This window comes from Microterricola gilva (assembly GCF_004217495.1).
Classification (GTDB): domain Bacteria; phylum Actinomycetota; class Actinomycetes; order Actinomycetales; family Microbacteriaceae; genus Microterricola; species Microterricola gilva.
Window position 1 is genome coordinate 3,624,852 of sequence record NZ_SHLC01000001.1, and the last position, 19,684, is coordinate 3,644,535.

Here is a 19,684-nt window from a genome sequence, read left to right on the forward strand (position 1 = left end):
GATCACTGTCCTCCTTCACGGGGCCCATCGGCTCCCTGCCGACCCCGCTCCGCGTCGTTGATCGCCTTGTTCAGGCGGGCGCGCTCCTTGTCGATCCACTGCGTGCCGCTGTAGGCCTCCGCGAAGGTCTCGGCGAACGCGACCGGGTCGTCTCCGACGATGTCGCGCAGCGGTGTGCCGTCCAGGGCGGCGCGCTCCCACAGATCGGCCAGGTCGCCGAACATGGTCATGAGGGTGTCGCCGTCGGTGACGCCGCCGTAGTACATGAGGTAGCGGTGCATCGCCTTTGCCGCGCTCCCGTAGGGCTCGGGCAGGGCGTCGATGCGGGCCTTGTCCTGCTTGTACTGCTTCTTCTGTTCGAGTGACCCGGTGAGGGTCTCGATCCACTTTGCGGCCATGGTCATTCTCCTTCGTGCTGCGGGTGTTCGGTGGTGGCGTGTTCGACGGTGGTGTCGCTCTGGCGGGTTTGCACCTGCCCGTGGAGGTGCTCGATCCGTTCTGCGAGGAAGCCCCAGGACTTCCAGAACTCGTCGAGGTACTCGCTGCCCAGCGCATTCAGTGAGTACACCTTGCGCGGTGGGCCCTTCTCGGACGGGACCTTCTCCACGTCGACGAGGCCACGCTGCTCGATCCTGATCAACAGGGCGTACACGGTGCCTTCGACGATGTCGGAGAAGCCCTGTTCTTCGCGCAATCGCGCCGTGATCTCGTAGCCGTATGCCGGCTGAACGGCCAGCGTTGCGAGAACGATGCCCTCGAGTGTGCCCTTGAGCATCTCGGTCATCTGCTTTCCCATGGAACCCCTCCCTTCTGCTACTCAGTGTTGTTGACTACTGGTACATAGTAAGCATGAGTACCGGTAGATAGCAACACTGAATAGTGAAATTGTGCGACGAACTTTTCGCGGGTTCGTGGCGGGCCGATCGGAGGCGTCGCGACGGGCAAGCGTGTGCCAGCCGGCGGGCCGGAAAGCCGGCGGCTCCCCGTCACAACCGCCGGGTGCGCCGCGATAATCTTCATCAGGGGGCGCGTGGCTCCCACGAGCGGAGAACTGACGTGACCGAACTGGCAAACCGGACGGACCTTCGTGTCCCGCAGCGGTTCTGGGTGGGGCTCGTCGCCATCACCATCTACATCCTGCTGGCCGCCGGCGTCGCCAACCTGCTGACCGCGTGGCTTCACCCGGAGGATCCTGCGGTTGACCTCGCGCTCAGTCACGCGCCGGTGCTGCTGCTCATCGTCGCGGGAGTGCTCTTCGTTCGCTGGTCCGGCTGGGGCCAGCAGGTCTGGCGAGTGCCCGCCGCGTTCGAGACGCGGCCGCGCCGATGGTGGATGCTCATCATTCCGGTACTCCTGCTGGTGCAGCCGATCCTCGTTCTCGCCCAGACGCCGGAGGACAACAGCTGGAACATCGGCTCGGTTGTGCTCGTCGCCATCGTCTTCACGATGGTGGGTTTCGGTGAGGAGCTCTACTTCCGCGGGATCTTCCGGGCCTCGGTTCGAGCGCACTTCGGCGAAACACTCACCTTCGTTCTCACCACGCTCGCCTTCGGGATCGCGCACTCCTTCGGCAGCTTTGCCAAGGGGCTGGATCCCGCCTTCATCCTCTTCCAGGTGGGTGTGACGGCTCTCTCCGGCGCGCTCTACTACGGTGCGTTTCTGGCGACCGGGCGTCTCTGGGTGCCCATCGTCCTGCACGCACTCGGAGACTTCAGCCTCACCATTGCGAACGGCGGTTTCACGAGCAGCCCGGCCGCCGACGTGGGGACGAGCCCGGTGAACGTCGCGATCGAGTTCGCTCTCTGGGCGCTTGCCTTCGTCGTGCTGATCAGCTGCATCCGACGCGATGCGCTGGAGAGGAAGGCGCGCCGTGCCCGTGCCTGAGCGCGCAGCACTGCGGTGTTCGCCCACGGCGACGGCCCCTCAGCAGCACTGAACACCACGGGTCGGCCGCCGTGTCGCCCGCCCGGAGAATTCCCCCCTTCCACTACGTCGCCCGCTCAACACTTTGGAGATTCATGCTCACCGTCAAGGCCTACGCATCCCCGTCCGCAGCAGAGCCGCTCGTGCCGACCAGCATCGAGCGCCGTGACATCGGCCCCAACGACGTGCTGATCGAGATCGCGTTCGCCGGCATCTGCCACTCCGACATCCACACGGTGCGCGGGGACTGGGGGCCGCAGGCCTACCCGCTCGCCCCAGGGCACGAGATCGCCGGCGTCGTCGTCGAGGTCGGTGCGGCCGTCACCCGGCATTCGGTCGGGGACCGCGTCGGTGTCGGCTGCATGGTCAACTCCTGCGGTCAGTGCGTGCCATGCGAATCGGGCAACGAGCAGTACTGCGTCGCCGGGTTCACCGGTACCTACGGCGCCGTCGACCGTGACGGCACCATCACGCAGGGCGGCTATTCGACGCATGTCGTGGTGGTCGAAGACTTCGTGGTCCGGATCCCCGACAGCATCGGGCTCGACGTTGCCGCGCCTCTGCTCTGCGCGGGAGTCACCACCTACTCGCCGCTGCGCCACTGGGGAGCGGGCCCGGGCCGGAAGGTCGCCATCGTCGGGCTCGGCGGGCTCGGGCACATGGGCGTCAAGATCGCCCATGCGCTCGGGGCGGACGTCACCGTGCTCTCGCAGACGCTGAAGAAGCAGGCGGACGCGCTCGAACTGGGTGCCGATCACTACTTCGCCACCAACGACCCCCAGACGTTCGCGCAGCTGGCCGGATCCTTCGACCTCATCATCAACACGGTCAGCGCCCCGGTCGACATCGACGCCTACCTCGGTCTGCTCGCACTCGACGGGGTGCTGGTCAACGTCGGCGCCCCGGCCGAACCGCTCTCCGTCAACGTCTTCTCGCTGATCACGACCAGGCGGGCGCTCGCCGGATCCACGATCGGCGGCATCCGCGAGACGCAGGAGATGCTCGACTTCTGCGCCGAGCACAAGCTCGGGGCCGAGATCGAGGTCATCTCCGCCGAGCAGATCAACGAGGCCTACGAACGCGTGTTGGCGTCGGACGTTCGCTACCGCTTCGTCATCGACGCCTCGACCATGTGACCGCCAACGGTTCGGTGACACGTTGCCGGGGAACGGCGGGTGAAGTCGCCTAAGCGGCGTGCGGCGGGTCCGCCATCGACGAATGCCCGATCTGGCGGAATCCGCGGGCGACGGGCGGCGTCCAGAGCAGCACGATGATGACGACCCCGCCCAGCGCCGTCACCGTCGCGCCCCAGTCCCACTCCTCGCTCGAGACGACCACGAGGACACTGAGGAGGGTGAGGACGCCGAGGAAGATCGAGATGAGTAGGCGCGAGAGTCCGCTCCCGCGGCGCAGCCCGGCGGCGAGGGTGACAGTCAGCAGGCCGAACAGCGCGATCGCGGCGCCGACGACCGACAGCGCGAGCCGTTCGTCGGTCTCGCCTTCGTAGCGGCTGAGCAGCACGAGGATGCCGATCCCCGTCGACAGGAACCCGGTGGCGTAGGCGAGCACGGCGACGACGGTCGTGGCGATGCGCCCGGTCGTCGACGAACGGCTGCCCGGCCGTCCCGCCGTCGAGGGCGCGGTGCGGGGCGCGCCGGTCGAGGCGAGCAGTCGGCGATGGACGAGCCGCACCACCTCGATGCAGGAGATCATCACGATCGTGATGCCGGTGAGGGCGAAGGCGAGCTCCTCACCCGGGTCGACGAGGGCGAAGAAGGTCCGCGCGGCCGGGAGGGTGAACACCAGCACGAGCCCGATGAACATCGCGCCGACCACGAGCACCTTGTAGCGGTTGAGCGGGCGCGACAGCACAGCGAGCACCCAGATCCCGACGATCGCGAGGATGATAGTCGCCCCGGTGCGAAGCTGATCCTCCGAGACCCCGATGCCCGTCGCGACGAAGGTGTACCAGGTCAACCCGAGCGCGATGACGATTCCCGCGGGGATCGCGAAGCTCAGTGAGCGGCGGAGGAATCCGGGCATGTAGCGCGCGGCGTTGGGCATCAGTGCGAGGAAGAATGCCGGGATGCCGATCGTCAGGCCGTCGGTGATGGAGAGCTGCCTCGGCAGGAACGGGAACTCGAGCACGAGCGCACCGAACAGGATCGCGAGACCCGTCGCGTAGGCCGTCTTCGTGAGGAACAGCATCGACACGCGTTCGATGTTCGCGATCACCTGCCGCCCCTCCGCGACGACGTCGGGGAGGTGGGAGAACTGCCCGTCGAGCAGCACGAGTCGCGCGACGGCCTTCGTCGCTGGCGACCCCGAGTTCATCGCGATCCCGATGTCGGCTGCCTTGATCGCGAGCGCGTCGTTCACGCCGTCGCCCGTCATCGCGACGGTGTGCCCACGGCTCTGCAGCGCCGTCACCATGCGCTTCTTCTGTTCAGGGGTGACGCGTCCGAACACCGTGTGCTGCTCGAGCACCTCGGCGAGCTCCGCCTCCGTTTCGGGGAGCGCCCGCGCGTCGAAGCCTTCGGAGGCGTCGACGCCGACCTCACGGGCGATGGCGGCAACGGTGCGGGGATTGTCGCCGGAGATGATGCGGATGCCGACACCCTGCTGCCGGAAGTACTCCAGCGTCTGCGCGGCATCGGGGCGCACGTGCTCGCGGAACGTGAGCACCAGCATCGGCTGCACATCCTGCGGGAGGCGTTCGGCCTCGACATCCGCTTCCGAGAGCGACACGGCAGAGCGGGCGAGCACCAGAGTGCGGCGTCCCGTCTCGGCGAGAGTCGTCACGCTGCGGCCGAGCTCGGTCGAGCCTGAAGTGGCGGCATCCCCGAACACCATCTCGGGGGCACCCATGATCCACGTCTCGGACGAGCCGTCAAAGGCGACGGCGCTCCACTTTCGCGCGGACGAGAACGGGATGTATGCGGCCGCACGGCGAGCGGAGTCGACCGGGTACGCGTCGCGCATGGAGCGGGCGGTCGCGTTCGCGTCTGGCGAGGCCGCGTACCAGGCGAGCGCGCCGTGCCAGCCGTCGGTCGCGGCGTCGCGGGCTGCCGCGAGGGGATGAGCGGCGTCGAAGACGATCTCCCCGATCGTGAGCGTGCCCGTCTTGTCGAGGCACACCACGTCGACGCGAGCGAGGCCCTCGACGGCGGGGAGCTCGTTGACCAGCACCTGCCTGCGCGCGAGCTTGGTCGCTCCGACTGCGAAGGCGATGCTCGTCATCAGCACGAGGCCGAGCGGGATCATGGCGGTCAACGACGCGATCGTGTTGACGACGGCCTGCACCCACGCGCCGGTCGTGAACGCGGTCGCGTACCCTCCCGCGACCATGACCTGGGCGTTGAACACGAGGAGGCCGATGGGGCCGATGCCCCAGCCCACCCACTTCAGCACACGGTTGATCGAGCTGCGCAGCTCACTGGAGACGAGCGAGAACCTCTTGGCCTCGCCGGCGAAGCGGTTGGCGTAGGAGTCGACGCCCACCCGCGTCACGCGCGCCGCACCCTCGCCCGCGACGACAACGGATCCCGAGAGCGCCTCGTCGCCGGGGTGCTTGTCGACGGGATCGGACTCCCCGGTGAGCATGGATTCGTCGATCTGCAGCCCGCGTGCGCTGATGACGTCCGCGTCGGCAGGAACCTGATCACCGGCGCGGAGCACGAGCAGTTCGTCGAGCACGACCTCGGCCGGCGCGATCTCGCCTTCGAAACCGGCGCGCAGCACGCGGGCGTGCGGCGCGCTCAGCAGCGCAAGACGATCGAGCGCCGCCTTCGCGCGGAACTCCTGGACGGACCCGATGATCGCGTTCGCGAACGCCGCGAAACCGAACAGGGCATCCTGCCAACGCCCGACAAGAAACAGAATGAAGAAGCAGGCGAAGACGATGCCGTTGAACAGCGTGAACACATTGGCCCGCACGATGTTCCACGCGCTGCGGCTCGAATCGGGGGTGAACGCGTTGGTCTTCCCCGCGGCAACGCGCTCTGCGACCTCGGCCGTGCTCAGCCCGCCCGACGTCTCGGTGTGAGTTGTGTCCACGGATTCCTCATGCGCACTCGGTGACTGATGCTGCCTTCCTACTTTTTAGCCCATCCGCGCCTGCTCGTGGGTGTTTGGGTGGAAATGGCCCACGATCGCACTGACTCGCGGGGCGCAGCGCTCTCGCCGAACCCATGGTCGGCGGCATCCGCGAGGCGATCGATCCGCCCGGTGACCGCTGGCAACAGGGTGGTGGGGGTGGGTGGCACGGTGTAAAACGGGTGCCATGGTCCGGATCACGAACACCATCGACATCGATGCGTCGGCCATGCGCGTCTACTCGACCCTCCGTGCGCTCGATGCCTACTCGAGCTGGCTCGGGCACTCCACGGTGTATCGCGGCACGGAAGAGCGGACGCCACAGGCTGAGGGCTCACTGAGCTACGAAGACACGACCATGGTCGGCCGTATGCGCGGCGAGATCGTGGAAGACGTGCCAGAGCATGTGCTGCAGTTTCATCAGAGCAAGCCGAACGGCAGCCTCGACGCCGTGATCCGGTACGAGCTCGAAGCCACAGGCGCCGGCACGCACCTCACACGGTTCGGAGACCTGACGACCCACGGGATCCTCCGCATCGTGCAGCCGATCCTGCTGCGCATGGCGGCCGCAGAGAGCGAACGGACGATGACGGCGTTGAAGAGGCACCTTGAACGTGGGGCCTGATCGCTCCACGAGTGAACGTCGGGAACTACGCCGTGGGCCACAGCCGAGTCTGCAGCCCGTGCTCGAGCTTCGCAATGGTCTCGAGATCCGGCCAGGCCCGACCGTCGAGGATCGACGCGAGTGTGACGTGCGAGAGCTCGCACGCGGTGGCGGCCGCACGGAGGCTCCTCTCGCCAATCGCTGCCCGGAGGTTGAGCGAGAATAGTCTCGCCACCTCGCCGACGGCGGACGTAGAGGGTGTATCCGGCCACGACTGGGTCAGGTCGCGGGGATGCGGGCGAGCGGGGCGAGCCATGCGACTAGGCGCCTGTCCGGCTGCGGGTGGCCGCCATCACGTGCCGATCGTGGAGACCAGCACGCCCCCCTCGGTCGGCAGCACCCGCCAGACGCTGCCCGTGCCCTCGACCCGGAGCCCGCCGTCGCCCACGATCAGGGCCGTGCGTTCGTCGATCCCGAGTCCGCCGGCGACCAGCCCCGATTCGACGGCAGCGACCAGTCGGGACAACATGCCGCGCTGGGCAACGTGTACCTCAACGGCCACGTCCACGAGACCGATGCCGGCGTCGATCTCCAGCTCCTCACCAGCTTCGTCGGGGTCCTCAGGTGAGACGACCACGCCGCCGATGCGCGAGCCGCTTCCGAGCGAGCCCTCCGACGCAATCATCGCGCCGGCTGAGACGCCGAGGTAGGGCACGCCGGCGGCGACCAGCCGGCGCAACTCGCCGAACAGCGGCTCGAGCCCGGCGCGCACCTCCTCGACGTAGCCGCCTCCCACCGCGATGCCGTCGACGTCGGCGATCGCGCCGAGCCCGATCGGCTCGCCGGGCCGCCCCGCGGTCAGGTGCAGCTCGATCGCAGCTCCCGGTGCGGCCTCGGCCAGGAGCTCGCCGAGCGCTGCCGCCTTCTCCTCGGCCTCGGGGTGCAGTGAGATCACGGCGATGCGCGGCCGCGCGCGGCCCGTATGGCCCGCTCGCAGTGCCGCTTCGGCGACGAACGGCGCGTAGAGCGGGGCATCCGCACTTGTGGTCGCGCCGCCGCCGATGAGGTGCACGCTCATGCGGCATCCGCCGCAGCCGTGACTGCAAGCGATGGTGTCGCATCGCCGAACCGCCCCAAAACGAGGATCTCGCGGCGGATTCCGGCAATGCCGGTGCCCGCGTCGTGCGCATCGAAGGTCATCCGACGAGGCTACCGAGCTGGAATCCAGGTGGCGCTCGCGCCGCGCCGGTTACTTCCGGCCGAGCGGCGGCATCCGGAGTCGCTCACCGCTTCTCAATGCGAGAGCTTCCGAAGCGCATCTGCCGCTCGATCACGCCCACTCACTGGCCATACTCCGGTCTGGACCCTGCAGACGAAAGGCTCGGAGCCGTGACGTCGCCGCACGGTCACCTCGAGGACGGATAGCCCTCGCGCTTGTATGTCCACTGCCACTATGTCCTGATGCGAAAACTCAACGATTGTCATCTCGGTCGATGGGAATCGTAGCCTGCCCGAGAAACCGGCGCGACTCAACGTCCCCTCGAATTGCTGCGAAGCGAAGTAGCGGACCGAAGCACTCGGCAAGAGGGCGCGCCACCAGCGATAGGTCTCAGGAGTCACGTGAGCTGGGAAGCTCACGCGATCCTCCGAAATTCGAAGCTGGTACGGGGACAAGAGATACGTCAGAACCCTGAGCAGGTAGCACAATGCAAGAGCACCCACGATCAGGAGGATCGCCGTGGTTGCTGTGATCTCATCGTTTGCCGCCATCGTGAGGATGGACCCGCCCACACCGATGGCCAGAATGGCGGTCGCTACGTTGAACGGCTGCAAAGCGCGGTTGACTCGAAAGCCCAGCATCTCTAATTCCTATCACTCCCAGGGGGAGGGGAGACGATCGTCCGAACGGCTCCAGCCACTGACGGGTAGATGGGCCCGCTGGAGTACCAACTGGTGCAGGTCCGACGCTAGAAATGCTCGGCTTTCATCACGGTAGCTGGGGCCCAGGCTGACTCGTCCCTGTGGATGCCCGCGGAGAGTGGGCGCGAAGAATCCTCTTGAATTCTTCGATCGTCTTTCTTCCGACTGCGAAGCCGCCAAGATCCTCCCTGACGAGCACGAATGGAACATCACCCGACTCGCCAATGGCCACATGCACTGCACGATGCCGAATGCCATGGTCGTTGAATTCCCCGTCGTCGACGTCCCCGACTTCCGACCACGGAGCTGACCAGATACACGCTGGCTCGCCTGTCAACCGATCGTCGCCCCAGAGCGAAATTCCATCAACGCCAATCTGTAACGTCGGGTGTGGAGAAAGCTCGATGCCAGGCGAAACGCCGTCGGCGGTCAGGTGGATAGCGTCGCGCAAAGCCAGCGTGTTCACCGTCGTATACATGACGACATCCGGCGCCGCACTCCGTAACTTCCGGATTCTTTGTCGCCCTTGTCGACTTACGAACCGAAGCACGCCGACAAAGAGCAGGAAGGCAAGGCTGAGTCCGAGGATCGGAAGAAGAATCCGTAGACCCAGCGAGAAGCCCCGCGCTTCATCACGAGCAATCTGGCCGATGGTCGCCACCACCAGGATGATCGCGGCAATGACGAGCAACGGCACTCGGGAAGTACTGTGTGGCATTGTCATCCCTTCCACGGCTTGCAGGGGTGCCACCGGGCGCGGTGGCCGGTTTCCGTGCGCTGCCTCTGTTCAACCCCGCAATATTGGAGATCTCTGAGGCCCCCGATCAGCAGAGTACTGCGATTGCGAAAGTCTTCTCGTTGAGGTCCGGCCATTTGGAACGGCGTCGGAGCGCGTGTGCGCACGATTCGCCCCGGGGGCACAACTGCGCACTAGATACGCGTCGTACCTTAGAATGGAATCGGTGCCTCGGCCGAGGTCCTGCGCCACGCCCATCACGACGAGGCGGTCGCGTGGCGGTGGGCATCGCCCGCTCGAGCGGCGCTGAGTCCCGACGTCAAGCCGACCGCAGAGGAGAAGGAAGCATGAAGATCGTTGTTGTTGGAGCCACTGGAAACGTCGGCGCACGAATCGTCGATGCGGCATTGGCTGCCGGTCACCAGGTGGTCGCGTATGTGCGCCGGCCAGAGGCCATGGTTCCACGAAAGGGCCTGACCGTCGCCCAGGGTGATGCAGTCGATGTGGGTGCGCTCGCCGCGGCCGCGGCCGGGGCGGACGCGGTGATCGTGTCGATCACGGGCTCGACGAAGGATGCGACGTTCATGCAGCGCACGCTTCCGCAGGTGATCGAAGCGGTGAAGTTGGCGAAGGCGGGGCGGTTGGTGCTGGTGTCGGCATTCGGTGCAGGCGACACGGCTGAGCTGGCATCGGGCTTCGCCCGATTGATCTACCGCACGGTGCTGGGCACGTTCTTCGGCGACAAAGCCGCATCCGATTCGTTGCTGATGCGCTCAGGGGTGGACTACACGATCGTCTACCCGGTGAATCTGAAGGCAGCCCCCGCGTTGCCAGCGGCCTCCGTGAAGCGGCTTGAGCACGTTGGCAAGGTGCCGGGTCTGCCGACGCTTCCGTTCGAGAACGTGGCGACGGCGCTGGTCGAGATCGCAGGGGACAAGAGTCTCTCGGGGGCGCGAGTGCTGGTCACGACGCCGAAGGGCTGGAAGCCCGCCTGAGAGTTGGCGCGCTCACAAGGGGAGTTCTGTGTTGGACGTGGCGATCAGTAGTGGAACGCAGACCTGATCGACCATCTCGGCCACGGCATCCGGGGTCAGTGCGCCACGGGTGAAGAACAGCTCGTGGCGCAGGAGCACCAGGGGGAGGAGCATGACCCGTTCTGGAATGGGTGCGGGGCCGAGCTCTCCGCGGTCGCGGGCTTCATGCAGGATGAGCGCGATCGTGTCGGTCGCTGCGGCCCAGGTGAAGCGCGTGATTTCTTCCAGGAGCTCGTCGTCGGCCTCGGCGATGACTCGTCGGAATGCATCGATGCCGACCCGCTGGAAGCGTGCGTCGATCGCGTGCAGTACCCCACGCAGGTCGCCACTCAATGAGCCGCTTCCGTGCGTAGGCAGCGCGAGCGGCGCGAGTGCGGCCCACGCATCGATGACAAGGTGCGCCCGCGAGTGGTAGCGACGGTAGAGCACCGGCTTGCTCGTCTGTGCCCGCCGCGCGACACCCTCGAAGCTCACGCCGGCGTAGCCGTGCTCGGCGAGCTCTGCCGCGGTTGCGGCGCGAATCGCCGCCGTCAGCGCCTCGCCCCTTCGCCTCGTCGTGCGTTCGTCGCTCATCCCGCCATCCTCACCGTAGAAACGTGCCGTTTCCATACTGACAGAAGCGTGAGTAGAATACGTTGCGTATCTTATTGATTGAGCGAGGGAGCCCTGGATGAGCGCACAAGCTATGGAGCAGGCCCAACAAGGGCCGTCGAGCTGGAAGAAGATCGCCGGCGTCACCTCACTTCTCATCGTGGTCATCGTGGTGTTCCTCGTTGCATTCGCCCTTCCCAGCATCAACTCCGAGGTCAAGCACATCGCAGTTGGGCTTGTCGCCCCCGAACCACTCGCGAGCGCGGTCATCGACGGGCTCGACGTGGCCAGCCCCGACACGTTTGACGTCACGATCGTCGAGAGCGCATCGGCTGCACGAGCGCTGATCGAGGAACGGGAGGCCTTCGGGGCGTTCGTGGTCACGGCAAATGGGCTCACCGTGGAGACGGCGTCCGCGGCAAGCTACGCCGTCGCTACCGCGCTCGGTGCCGCCGGTCAGCAGATCGGCGCCGCTGTCGATGTGCCTGTCACCGTCGACGATGTCGTGCCGTTCTCCGAAGCCGACCCACGCGGCGTCGGGCTGTCGGCCGGCGCATTGCCCATCGCGCTGGGTGGATGGATCGCCGCCGTCGGCATCCTGTCCGCAATTCACGGCACACGTCAGCGTCTCATCACGGCGGGCGTGTTCGCCGTTGTGGGCGGTTTCGCGCTCACGGCGGTGCTGCAGTTCTGGCTGGGCACGTTCACCGGGAACTACTGGCTCACAAGTCTCGGTGCGGTGCTCGGCATCGCCGCGACGAGCTTTCTTGTTCTCGGTATGCAGCGCATGTTCAAGGCAGCGGGTATCGTCATGGCCGCGATCATCCTCGTGCTGCTCGGCAACCCACTCTCTGGTCTCAGCAGCGCCCCCGAGATCCTGCCCGAGCCATGGGGCGCGATCGGTCAGCTGTTGCCGCCGGGAGCCACCGGCACCCTCCTCCGCAACACGGCGTTCTTCGACGGGGCCGCCACCACGATGCCGATCATCGTGCTCGCGATCTGGTTCGTTTTCGGGCTCGGCCTGTACCTCCTGGCCGTGGCTCGTGACCGGCGACGGGACCCCGCCGCGATCGAGTGAGCCGTGGCGTAGTTGGGCGGCCGCTCTGCCGTGAGCCGCTGAACCGCGTGTTGTCCGCAGTGGACAGGAAATGTGGAGCGGATGACGGGAATCGAACCCGCGCTATCAGCTTGGGAAGCTGAAGTTCTACCATTGAACTACATCCGCGTGCGGCATCCGTTGCCGAATGCGCGTGATGATCATGCTAGCAAGTCATCGGCCGCGGGACGCGCGAACGAGCCTGTACAGCCCGCGAAATTCGCGTTAGCGTGCCTCTGTGAGCGAGATGGCAGTGCCTGAGCAAAGTGGAGTCACTTCGCAGAGAAGGTGGGGGCGCGGCGCCGAGCGCAGCCTGCGCCTGCGCCGCGAGTCGTGGGGGTTCGCGATCGGCTCGCTGCTGTTCGCGCTCGGGGCCTGGCCGGGTTACGCCTCGGCCGTCGGAGTCGTCGCCGACAACGTCACCTACTTCATCGGATCACTGTTCTTCACGCTCGCCGCGCTGGTCCAGCTGACGCTGACCGGGCGCCCGCTGCCGCACCACGGCTCAACGAGCGGGGAACAATTCGACTGGTACTCGGCGGCGATCCAATTCATCGGCACCCTGCTGTTCAACGTGAGCACGCTCGCGGCGTGGTTGCAGAGCACGGGCGTCGACATCGATGTGCGACATGTCTGGCGCCCCGATCTCTACGGTTCCGCCGCCTTCCTGATCGCGAGCGGTCTCGCCGTCGCTGCGACAACCAAGCGGGAGTCGCTCTGGGATCCGAACGCGCGCACCTGGTGGTCGACGTGGTTCGGCATGGCCGGGTCGATCGCCTTCGGTGTCTCGGCCGTCGCGGCCATCGTGCTCCCGTCATCCGGCACGGTCGCGAACGCCGCGCTCGCCAACCTGGGCACGTTCATCGGGGCGCTCTGCTTCCTCGCTGCGGCGCTGCTCGCGCTACCCCAACGGCGCGCGCGTTAAGCTTGCTCCGTGCTTCTCTCAGACCGCGACATCAAGGCCAACCTCGACGCCGAGCGCATCCGCATGGAGCCCTTCGCGCCCGAGATGATCCAGCCATCGAGCATCGACGTGCGCCTCGACCGCTACTTCCGGCTGTTCGACAACCACAAGTACCCCTTCATCGACCCGGCAGAGGACCAGCCGGAGCTCACCCACCTCATCGAGGTCGAGCCCGACGAGCCCTTCATCCTGCACCCGGGCGAGTTCGTGCTCGGCTCCACCTTCGAGCTGGTGACCCTGCCGGATGACATCGCCGCCCGCCTCGAGGGCAAGAGCTCGCTCGGCCGACTCGGCCTGCTCACGCACTCGACGGCCGGATTCATCGATCCCGGCTTCAGCGGCCACGTCACCCTCGAGCTGAGCAACGTCGCGACGCTGCCGATCAAGCTCTGGCCCGGCATGAAGATCGGCCAGATGTGCTTCTTCCAGCTGTCGTCGCCGTCGGAGAAGCCCTACGGCTCGGCCGAGTACAGCTCCCGCTACCAGGGCCAGCGCGGCCCGACGGCGTCGCGCTCGTTCCAGAACTTCCACCGCAGCGAGGTCGCCGACACGACGGCCGGCAGCCTCGGCGGCTGATCCGCAGCTGCGCGCGGCCGACGGTTGGGCGCACCCGCTCGGGCCGCGCTCGCGGCCCACTTAAAGTGCACGGGCCCGGGGAATTCCCCGGGCCCGTGGGCTTTAAGCGGGCCCACACCGGGAACTCGGCCGGTTGAGCCTGCCGACACAGCGATCGCTGCGCCGTCGGCGGGCGTACGGCGCAGCCAGCGCGTCCGATTAGCTGTCTCGTGTCTGGGGCTCGGTTTCACGCTCAGGCCGCTTCCGGCGCGAGGCCACCACGATCGCCAATCCGACGCCGCCGAGCGCGGCCGCCCAGGCGATCATCGGGGCGGTCTGCGCTCCCGTCGACGCGAGGCCGCCGGATCCGCCGGATCCGCCGCTCGGTAGGTCGATGCACTCGGCTGGCGCAGCGCCGATCACCGTCTGCTGATCGGAGACCGTCACCATCAGCTGAAACGGAAGCTCGCTGAACTGCGTCGCGTTCGTCGAGCCGAACGGCAGTTCCACCGTGATGCCGATGCTGTGCGCCCCCGGCGTGAGTGTGTCGATCACGCGCACGGGGTCGCTCGCGTCGAGCAGCTCCTGCAACTGCATGGTCACTGCCCGGCTCGATCCGCTCAGCGTGATCCGGATGTCACGCTCGAGCGCCGCATCGAGGGCGGGCGCCGTGTCAGAGCGCACGGCGCGCAGATCGAGTGGGCCACGGATGTCGCGCCCCGTCGTCACCAGGAACTCGCCGTCGAGGCTGGCTCCGGGGGCTACCAGCGCGTCCGCGAACATCGTGGACGAGTTGATCGGGGCACCGTCGCTCTGCGTGACGGACCAGTCGCGGTCGCAGTCGCTCGCGGCCCAGGCGGCACTGGGTGCCGAGCCGATCAGCGCGACGCCGAACAGCGCGCCGAGCAGCACGCCGCCGACCATCGTGCTTGTGGCGACGCCGGCCGCCGCGCGACGGCCGCGCAGCGGCATCCGCTCGCGCGTCTGTGTGGTCATCTGGCCGCTCACTGCAGCACGACCTCTGCGACGATGTCGTTCGAGGGCGTGCCGCCCCACCATTCCATGACGACCCACTGCAGGAGGTTCCCGTCGGCGCTTGTGAGCGAGGTATCGCCGGTGCTCGGCACCAGGGTGACGGCGCTGGCGGTGCCTGCGCCATTGTTCGGGCCGTTCAGGCGATCCGTCAGGGCCCATTCGGCATTGCTGCTGGCGTTGTCGTTGACCCGCGCATAGGTGCCGGCGGGGTAGACGTACGACGGTGGGAAGGTGGCGGTGGGGTTGCCGGCGGCCGCCCAGGTGTTGACCGTGATGGCGTCACCACCGTCGATCTCGAGCAGGGAGGGCGTGCAGGTGTTCCGATTGGCGCAGCTCGGCTGGCCGTTCACCGCGTCGAACGCGCGCGGGGTGCTCACCAGCCAGCTGAAGCGGCGGGCATTCACATTGGTCACCTGCGTTCCTCCGGTGCTCGGCGGCAGGACGCCCCAGCGCGCGAGCGCCTGGATCTCGAGGCCGTAGCCCTGGGTCAGGTTGAGGCGCGAGCCCGGTGTGATTCCCGATCCGCTGGCCCAGGTGATGGCACCGGGGCTGGTGGAGTTCGACCACGCCGTGATGCGCAGGCTGAAGGAGTTGGTCGTTGTCGCGCAGCTCGACAGTTTGACGGCGAGGCTGCGGTTGCCGCCGCTGGGGTTCCACGCGGCGTTGTTCGCGACGGGGATGGCAACGATGCGAATCTGCGTGTTGTCACTGCCGAGCACCGTTGGCATGTCGGAGAGGCGCACCGCACGCGGGTTGGTGGCCGGGTCTGGCGTCGCGCACCAGTCGCCGACGCCGGGGGTGACGCCCGTGCCGGTCGCCGCAGTCGTCCAGTAGGCCCCCGTGACACCGCTCGGAATCAGCAGGGCGGCGGCCGCACTGACCAGCGCGATACCGAGCAGCCGGACGCCGCGGCGCCGACGGGGCGCGTTATCAGTCTGGCGAGCGTTGAGGGTCATGGCGTCACCGGAACCTGGGTCAGCGTGAAGGTCGGGGTGAGGGTGAACAGGCTGCTCGCCGTTGCTGCCGCACTGCGCCCACCGAGCGTCGCGAAACTGGTGCCGCTTGTCGCCGGGATCGAGAACCGCACGGCGACCGTATGGGCGACACCCGGTGCGAAGACGAGGGGCTGCGCGGGAACCTCGACCGTTCCCGCCGTGGCCGGCATGGAACCGGCCGCCACGACGATGACCTCGGGCTGACCGTCGATCGATACCGCGACTTGCAGCGCACTGCGCAGTTGCGAGTAGCGCGGCTCCACCAGGGCACTGAATGCGAGCGATGCGCTCAATTTGGCGGTTGCGCGGGCGCTGCCCGTATTGGTGATCGTGTAGGTGTAGCTCTGGCGCTGGATGCCGGGGACGATGCCTGGCGTGTTGATCGCGCCGTTCTTGCGCACCACCGTTCCGGCGGGAACGGTGCCGTACACCTCATTGGCAACCGCCGTCGGGGCGCTGACGCTCATGCTGAGGTTGCCGGATTGGATGATCGTGGCCGGCCCGGGCGTGGCATCCGTCAGAAAAGCCATCGACCCCGGTGCGCTGAGCAGCAGCACGGCAGCGAGGCCGGCCACGACTGCGAGCGAGAGTGAGGTTTTCATCGACAACTCCGGGTTCGTCGAATGGTGCAGATGTAGGGAACTGCAAGACGCTCTCATCGGGACCGCACCTGGGTGCCAGTGCGGCCCCCGACGAGAACGTGACCGCTACGGCGTGGCGACCGGGATCTGGGTCAGGGTGTAGTCCGCCTGGAACTTCACCTTGCCGAGCATGGCACCGTTGAACTCGCCCGCTGTGCCCCAGGGGAAGGTCACCGAGATCTCAACCGGAACAGTTGCGCCAGCGGTGAGGTTGGCCGACGTGGTTCCGGCGGCGACGGCGGTGCCGTTGATCTTGGTGACCTTGACGCCACCGGTGTTGAGCGCGGTGATCAGTGCCGTGTCCGCTGCGGTGGCCGTCGCGTTGCCGGCCACGAGCGCCTTGACCGCGACATCGAACTTGGCCTTGATGTTCTTGCCATCGAGCGTGACGGGGACGCTGACCGTCGTGGTCAAAACGTCGCCAGGCACGATCTTGTCCGATGCCGGGGCGAAGGTGACCGCCGCAGCCTGGGCGGGGGAGACACCCGCCGCGCTCTGCTGAATGGTCCAGGTGCCGGTGCCGACGGTGCCGAGGTCGAGCTGGCCCGACTGGATGTCGATCTGGGGACCGGTGGCCGTGTCGGTCCAGAATGCGAGTGAACCCGCTCCGCCGACGAGCAGAGCTGCTCCGACGGTGCCGGCGATGGCGGCCTTTGTGATCTTCTTCATTTCGGGTGTCCTGCCGTGAGTAGGGTCAGTGGGTCGGACGTGAACCACAGGACGCCATCGTTGCAACGGCAAGGATGTTCAGTGTGGGAACTGAGCAAAAATTAGGAAGAAGCTGAGCGGACTGCCCCGCTAACGGGTTACTTTCTTGCGTTTGAACAGCAAAGAAGCCCCGACGTACAGCGCGTAGGCGATCAGGAGGCCGCCGAGTACCCGCACCGCGATTCCCTTGCTCGTGTCGTCGATCAGGGTGGTTGCGAAACCGATGAACGGCACGTGGTACCAGACGACACCTTTCACCTGCACCTCGCGCACGGACTCGGCATCCGGGGCGTCGTTGGCATCGCCCTGCGTCACCAGACGGGTCTTTCCGTCGACGACGTCGACGCCGACGACTCGATGTGTGACGACCATGGGCTTGCCCGACTCGATCTGGTAGGTGATCACATCGCCCTGGCGGATCTGATCGAACGGCAGCGGCTTGACGACGACGATCGTGCCCGGCGGCATGTCCGGAATCATCGATCCGGTGAGGATTGTGTAGGGCGAGGCCCCCGCGATTCGCGGCACGACGACGAGCGCGGTGATTGCCGCGAGGCTCGCGACGATCACGATCCAGGTGAGCACCGTGGCGACGACCCGGAGCCAGCGCGGCACGCGACTGAACCGTTTCACGGCAGCGCTGGTGTCGGCGCTGCCGTCTTCAGGGCTGTTCTCCGCGCCGACGCCACCGGCGGTGGGGGATTCGCGTGTCTCGCTCATGCCAACAGGCTAGTGCCGGCTGCGCGCTTTCAGCTCAGGCGTTGCTGATCAGCGCGGCTTCGCGGCGAAGCTGGTCAGCATTCGGTCGCGCGAGGATTCGAGGTGCGCGCGCATCGCGGCCTCGGCGGCGATCGGGTCGCTGGATGTCACGGCATCCACGATCCGGCCGTGCTCGGTGAGCGTCGTGTCGCCGAGTTCGCCTGCGTAGGAGAGTCGGAAGAGGTGCAGGTGGCAGTGCGTGCGCTGAAACGCGTCGGTCACCGTGCTGTTGCCGGCGATGGTCAGCACGAGCTCGTGCAGGCGGGTGTCGTGGCTGGTGAGCGGCTGGTAGTCCTCATAGCGGGATTCCCGCGGGGCGACCGGGCACGTCGCCAATTCCTCCCGGAGCGCGGTGGCCTGCTCGTCCGTGATCCGCACGGCCGCCCGCCCGGCTGCGAACGGCTCAAGCAACAGGCGGAGCTCGTAGAGTTCGCGCACCTCGAGCTCGCCGAGGAGCGGGGTCGTGCGGTAGCCCTTCAGCGGCAGCTTGTCGACGAGGCCATCCGAGTCGAGGCGGGCCAGCGCCTCGCGCACCGGCGTCGGCGACACCTCCAGCTGGCGGGCGATGTCCTCGATGTTGATGCGGATGCCGGGGGCGATCGCGTTGTTCATGATCAGCGTCTTGAGCTGCAGGTAGACGTCGTCCGTCAGCACGGAGCGGCGCGGTATGCGCAGGAGCGCCTCCCCGTGGGGGTGCGCGGGAGCGAGCTTCACTGGTCTCATCCGTTTCTGATGGTCACACGGCCATGCTCTTGACAATCGCACGGGCATGGATAGGGTTTGTTATCGAAGATCCTATTTGATCTTTGATCTTTGATCCATTGTGATGGTTAATGAAACGCCAACGAAGTCGAGGAACCGCCGCCTGATGCCAACAATTACCCGCGCAACCGCCTCTCTCGTCGATCTCGAGGTGGAGACGGTCCGTACGGACGCCGTGCAGAGCTTCCTCAAGCAGGAGACGATCTTCGTCGAGATCGAGACCAGCGACGGCCTCGTCGGCACCGGCTATTCCTACACGATCGGCACAGGCGGGCAGGCGGTGCTCGCCATGCTCCGCGACCACTTCGTCCCCCAGCTCGTCGGGCTCGACGCCGCCGAGATCGAGGGGATCTGGTTCCGCCTGTTCGCATCGACCAGGGCCACGACGGTCGGTGCGATCACCTCGCTCGCGCTCGCCGCGGTCGACACGGCGCTCTGGGACCTGAAATGCAAGCGTGCGGACGAGCCGCTGTGGAAGGTGGCCGGCGGCTTCCGCCGCACCGTGCCGCTCTATGACACCGAGGGCGGCTGGCTGCACCTCAGCACCGACGAGCTCGTGCGCGGTGCGCTCGACTCCCAAGCCGCCGGCTGGCACGGCATCAAGCTCAAGGTCGGCAAGCCGACCGGCCGGGAAGACCGTGAGCGCCTCCTCGCGGTGCGCGAGGCCGTCGGCCCGCGCATGGACATCATGGTCGACGCCAATCAGTCGATGACCGCGGCCGAGGCGATCCGCCGGGCCAAGGCCTTCGAGGACGTCGACCTGTTCTGGTTCGAAGAGCCGCTGCCAGCCGACGATGTCGCCGGGCACGTGCGGTTGGCTGAGGCGACGAGCATCCCCGTGGCGGTCGGCGAGTCGATGTACTCGGTCGGGCAGTTCCGCGACTACCTGCAGCGCGGTGCGGCGAGCATCGTGCAGGTGGACGTCGCGCGGGTCGGCGGCATCACGCCGTGGCTGAAGGTCGCGCACCTCGCCGAATCGTTCAACGTCTCCGTCTGCCCGCACTTCCTGATGGAGCTGCACGTGAGTCTCGTCGCCGCAATCCCGAACGGACGCTACGTCGAGCACATCCCGCAGCTGCGCGCGATCACGACGGCCGAGATGGCCATCGAGAACGGACACGCCCTCGCGCCGCAGAGCGCCGGGCTCGGCATCGAGTGGGACCGCGACGCGATCGCGGACCGAACGGTCGCCTGAGGTGCGGTGCCGCGCCCGGTCTCCGGCCAGCAACCGCACAACCCGAACGGCATCGCTTGGGCGCCCGACAA

The 19,684-nt window shown here is 67.0% G+C and carries 21 protein-coding genes and 1 tRNA gene; 8 read left to right on the top strand and 14 right to left on the bottom strand.

What is annotated here, in order from left to right; genetic code table 11:
* Window positions 1–2: 2 nt before the first annotated feature.
* Together EV379_RS16900 and EV379_RS16905 are read right to left on the bottom strand one after the other, a co-directional pair.
* Entirely contained in the window at window positions 3–398 is a 396-nt protein-coding gene (locus EV379_RS16900; RefSeq protein WP_130507157.1) for a DUF1048 domain-containing protein, read from the bottom strand.
* Window positions 399–400: 2 nt separating this feature from the next.
* The gene (locus EV379_RS16905; RefSeq protein WP_130507158.1) at window positions 401–796 is read right to left on the bottom strand and encodes a PadR family transcriptional regulator; all 396 of its coding nucleotides are present in this window, start codon (window positions 794–796) and stop codon (window positions 401–403) included.
* 260 nt (window positions 797–1,056) lie between these two features.
* On the opposite strand from EV379_RS16905, the gene EV379_RS16910 reads away from it, so the two are divergent.
* Both EV379_RS16910 and EV379_RS16915 read left to right on the top strand, forming a co-directional pair.
* The gene (locus EV379_RS16910) at window positions 1,057–1,884 is read left to right on the top strand and encodes a CPBP family intramembrane glutamic endopeptidase (RefSeq protein WP_130507159.1); all 828 of its coding nucleotides are present in this window, start codon (window positions 1,057–1,059) and stop codon (window positions 1,882–1,884) included.
* A 134-nt stretch (window positions 1,885–2,018) separates the two neighbouring features.
* Window positions 2,019–3,059: an NAD(P)-dependent alcohol dehydrogenase gene (locus EV379_RS16915; RefSeq protein WP_130507160.1), complete on the top strand. Its 1,041-nt coding sequence runs from the start codon at window positions 2,019–2,021 to the stop codon at window positions 3,057–3,059.
* A 49-nt stretch (window positions 3,060–3,108) separates the two neighbouring features.
* Here the strand turns inward: EV379_RS16915 and EV379_RS16920 are convergent, their stop codons facing one another.
* Window positions 3,109–5,979, bottom strand: coding sequence for an HAD-IC family P-type ATPase (locus EV379_RS16920; protein ID WP_130507161.1), 2,871 nt, complete (start codon window positions 5,977–5,979; stop codon window positions 3,109–3,111).
* A gap of 226 nt (window positions 5,980–6,205) precedes the next feature.
* Between EV379_RS16920 and EV379_RS16925 the strand changes: the two genes are divergently transcribed.
* Window positions 6,206–6,643 carry an SRPBCC family protein gene (locus EV379_RS16925; protein WP_130507162.1) on the top strand — a complete coding sequence of 146 codons (438 nt, stop codon included), beginning with the start codon at window positions 6,206–6,208 and terminating at the stop codon, window positions 6,641–6,643.
* Window positions 6,644–6,974: 331 nt separating this feature from the next.
* Here the strand turns inward: EV379_RS16925 and EV379_RS16930 are convergent, their stop codons facing one another.
* The 3 genes from EV379_RS16930 to EV379_RS16935 all read right to left on the bottom strand — a co-directional run bounded on the left by EV379_RS16930 (window position 6,975) and on the right by EV379_RS16935 (window position 9,260).
* A complete protein-coding gene (locus EV379_RS16930; protein WP_130507163.1) occupies window positions 6,975–7,700 on the bottom strand; it encodes a Type 1 glutamine amidotransferase-like domain-containing protein in 726 nt (241 codons plus the stop codon).
* Window positions 7,697–7,822: a hypothetical protein gene (locus EV379_RS17570; RefSeq protein ID WP_278044047.1), complete on the bottom strand. Its 126-nt coding sequence runs from the start codon at window positions 7,820–7,822 to the stop codon at window positions 7,697–7,699. The genes EV379_RS16930 and EV379_RS17570 overlap by 4 nt, the downstream gene beginning before the upstream one ends.
* Before the next feature lie 787 nt (window positions 7,823–8,609).
* The gene (locus EV379_RS16935) at window positions 8,610–9,260 is read right to left on the bottom strand and encodes a hypothetical protein (protein WP_165397399.1); all 651 of its coding nucleotides are present in this window, start codon (window positions 9,258–9,260) and stop codon (window positions 8,610–8,612) included.
* Window positions 9,261–9,553: 293 nt separating this feature from the next.
* On the opposite strand from EV379_RS16935, the gene EV379_RS16940 reads away from it, so the two are divergent.
* Complete coding sequence (locus EV379_RS16940) at window positions 9,554–10,273, top strand: NAD(P)-dependent oxidoreductase (RefSeq protein WP_207226296.1); 720 nt, start codon at window positions 9,554–9,556, stop codon at window positions 10,271–10,273.
* Between the two features lie 12 nt (window positions 10,274–10,285).
* Here the strand turns inward: EV379_RS16940 and EV379_RS16945 are convergent, their stop codons facing one another.
* Window positions 10,286–10,885, bottom strand: a complete 600-nt coding sequence (locus EV379_RS16945) for a TetR/AcrR family transcriptional regulator (RefSeq protein WP_165397400.1) — start codon at window positions 10,883–10,885, stop codon at window positions 10,286–10,288.
* A gap of 97 nt (window positions 10,886–10,982) precedes the next feature.
* Between EV379_RS16945 and EV379_RS16950 the strand changes: the two genes are divergently transcribed.
* On the top strand, window positions 10,983–11,981 hold the full coding sequence (locus EV379_RS16950) for a hypothetical protein (RefSeq protein ID WP_207226298.1): 999 nt from the start codon (window positions 10,983–10,985) through the stop codon (window positions 11,979–11,981).
* A 73-nt stretch (window positions 11,982–12,054) separates the two neighbouring features.
* Here EV379_RS16950 and EV379_RS16955 read toward each other — a convergent pair.
* Window positions 12,055–12,128: transfer RNA gene (locus EV379_RS16955), tRNA-Gly, on the bottom strand.
* A gap of 118 nt (window positions 12,129–12,246) precedes the next feature.
* Between EV379_RS16955 and EV379_RS16960 the strand changes: the two genes are divergently transcribed.
* Together EV379_RS16960 and dcd are read left to right on the top strand one after the other, a co-directional pair.
* A complete protein-coding gene (locus tag EV379_RS16960) occupies window positions 12,247–12,924 on the top strand; it encodes a hypothetical protein (RefSeq protein ID WP_165397420.1) in 678 nt (225 codons plus the stop codon).
* A gap of 9 nt (window positions 12,925–12,933) precedes the next feature.
* Window positions 12,934–13,539 carry a dCTP deaminase gene (dcd, locus tag EV379_RS16965; RefSeq protein WP_130507166.1) on the top strand — a complete coding sequence of 202 codons (606 nt, stop codon included), beginning with the start codon at window positions 12,934–12,936 and terminating at the stop codon, window positions 13,537–13,539.
* A 198-nt stretch (window positions 13,540–13,737) separates the two neighbouring features.
* Here dcd and EV379_RS16970 read toward each other — a convergent pair whose 3' ends face one another.
* From EV379_RS16970 to EV379_RS16995, 6 genes are all read right to left on the bottom strand, one after another.
* Window positions 13,738–14,514 carry an LPXTG cell wall anchor domain-containing protein gene (locus EV379_RS16970; RefSeq protein ID WP_130507167.1) on the bottom strand — a complete coding sequence of 259 codons (777 nt, stop codon included), beginning with the start codon at window positions 14,512–14,514 and terminating at the stop codon, window positions 13,738–13,740.
* A gap of 8 nt (window positions 14,515–14,522) precedes the next feature.
* Window positions 14,523–15,509 (bottom strand): hypothetical protein, encoded by a 987-nt coding sequence (locus tag EV379_RS16975; RefSeq protein WP_130507168.1) that lies wholly within the window; start codon window positions 15,507–15,509, stop codon window positions 14,523–14,525.
* Entirely contained in the window at window positions 15,506–16,150 is a 645-nt protein-coding gene (locus tag EV379_RS16980; RefSeq protein ID WP_130507169.1) for a hypothetical protein, read from the bottom strand. Before EV379_RS16980 ends, EV379_RS16975 begins: the two co-directional genes overlap by 4 nt.
* A 105-nt stretch (window positions 16,151–16,255) precedes the next feature.
* Window positions 16,256–16,858: an alternate-type signal peptide domain-containing protein gene (locus EV379_RS16985; protein ID WP_130507170.1), complete on the bottom strand. Its 603-nt coding sequence runs from the start codon at window positions 16,856–16,858 to the stop codon at window positions 16,256–16,258.
* A 129-nt stretch (window positions 16,859–16,987) separates the two neighbouring features.
* Window positions 16,988–17,617, bottom strand: a complete 630-nt coding sequence (locus EV379_RS16990) for a signal peptidase I (RefSeq protein ID WP_130507171.1) — start codon at window positions 17,615–17,617, stop codon at window positions 16,988–16,990.
* Window positions 17,618–17,665: 48 nt separating this feature from the next.
* A complete protein-coding gene (locus EV379_RS16995) occupies window positions 17,666–18,370 on the bottom strand; it encodes a GntR family transcriptional regulator (RefSeq protein WP_207226299.1) in 705 nt (234 codons plus the stop codon).
* Between the two features lie 154 nt (window positions 18,371–18,524).
* On the opposite strand from EV379_RS16995, the gene EV379_RS17000 reads away from it, so the two are divergent.
* On the top strand, window positions 18,525–19,613 hold the full coding sequence (locus EV379_RS17000; protein ID WP_130507173.1) for a mandelate racemase/muconate lactonizing enzyme family protein: 1,089 nt from the start codon (window positions 18,525–18,527) through the stop codon (window positions 19,611–19,613).
* The last annotated feature ends 71 nt before the right edge of the window (window positions 19,614–19,684 follow it).

Bases quoted from the DNA above. Each gene is read 5' to 3' on its own strand.
- EV379_RS16900 (WP_130507157.1), bottom strand. From the start codon at position 398: ATGGCCGCAAAGTGGATCGAGACCCTCACCGGGTCACTCGAACAGAAG.
- EV379_RS16905 (WP_130507158.1), bottom strand. From the start codon at position 796: ATGGGAAAGCAGATGACCGAGATGCTCAAGGGCACACTCGAGGGCATC.
- EV379_RS16915 (WP_130507160.1), top strand. From the start codon at position 2,019: ATGCTCACCGTCAAGGCCTACGCATCCCCGTCCGCAGCAGAGCCGCTC.
- EV379_RS16925 (WP_130507162.1), top strand. From the start codon at position 6,206: ATGGTCCGGATCACGAACACCATCGACATCGATGCGTCGGCCATGCGC.
- EV379_RS16930 (WP_130507163.1), bottom strand. From the start codon at position 7,700: ATGAGCGTGCACCTCATCGGCGGCGGCGCGACCACAAGTGCGGATGCC.
- EV379_RS17570 (WP_278044047.1), bottom strand. From the start codon at position 7,822: ATGACCTTCGATGCGCACGACGCGGGCACCGGCATTGCCGGAATCCGC.
- EV379_RS16935 (WP_165397399.1), bottom strand. From the start codon at position 9,260: ATGCCACACAGTACTTCCCGAGTGCCGTTGCTCGTCATTGCCGCGATC.
- EV379_RS16945 (WP_165397400.1), bottom strand. From the start codon at position 10,885: ATGAGCGACGAACGCACGACGAGGCGAAGGGGCGAGGCGCTGACGGCG.
- EV379_RS16950 (WP_207226298.1), top strand. From the start codon at position 10,983: ATGAGCGCACAAGCTATGGAGCAGGCCCAACAAGGGCCGTCGAGCTGG.
- EV379_RS16960 (WP_165397420.1), top strand. From the start codon at position 12,247: ATGGCAGTGCCTGAGCAAAGTGGAGTCACTTCGCAGAGAAGGTGGGGG.
- EV379_RS16970 (WP_130507167.1), bottom strand. From the start codon at position 14,514: ATGACCACACAGACGCGCGAGCGGATGCCGCTGCGCGGCCGTCGCGCG.
- EV379_RS16975 (WP_130507168.1), bottom strand. From the start codon at position 15,509: ATGACCCTCAACGCTCGCCAGACTGATAACGCGCCCCGTCGGCGCCGC.
- EV379_RS16980 (WP_130507169.1), bottom strand. From the start codon at position 16,150: ATGAAAACCTCACTCTCGCTCGCAGTCGTGGCCGGCCTCGCTGCCGTG.
- EV379_RS16985 (WP_130507170.1), bottom strand. From the start codon at position 16,858: ATGAAGAAGATCACAAAGGCCGCCATCGCCGGCACCGTCGGAGCAGCT.
- EV379_RS16990 (WP_130507171.1), bottom strand. From the start codon at position 17,617: ATGAGCGAGACACGCGAATCCCCCACCGCCGGTGGCGTCGGCGCGGAG.
- EV379_RS17000 (WP_130507173.1), top strand. From the start codon at position 18,525: ATGCCAACAATTACCCGCGCAACCGCCTCTCTCGTCGATCTCGAGGTG.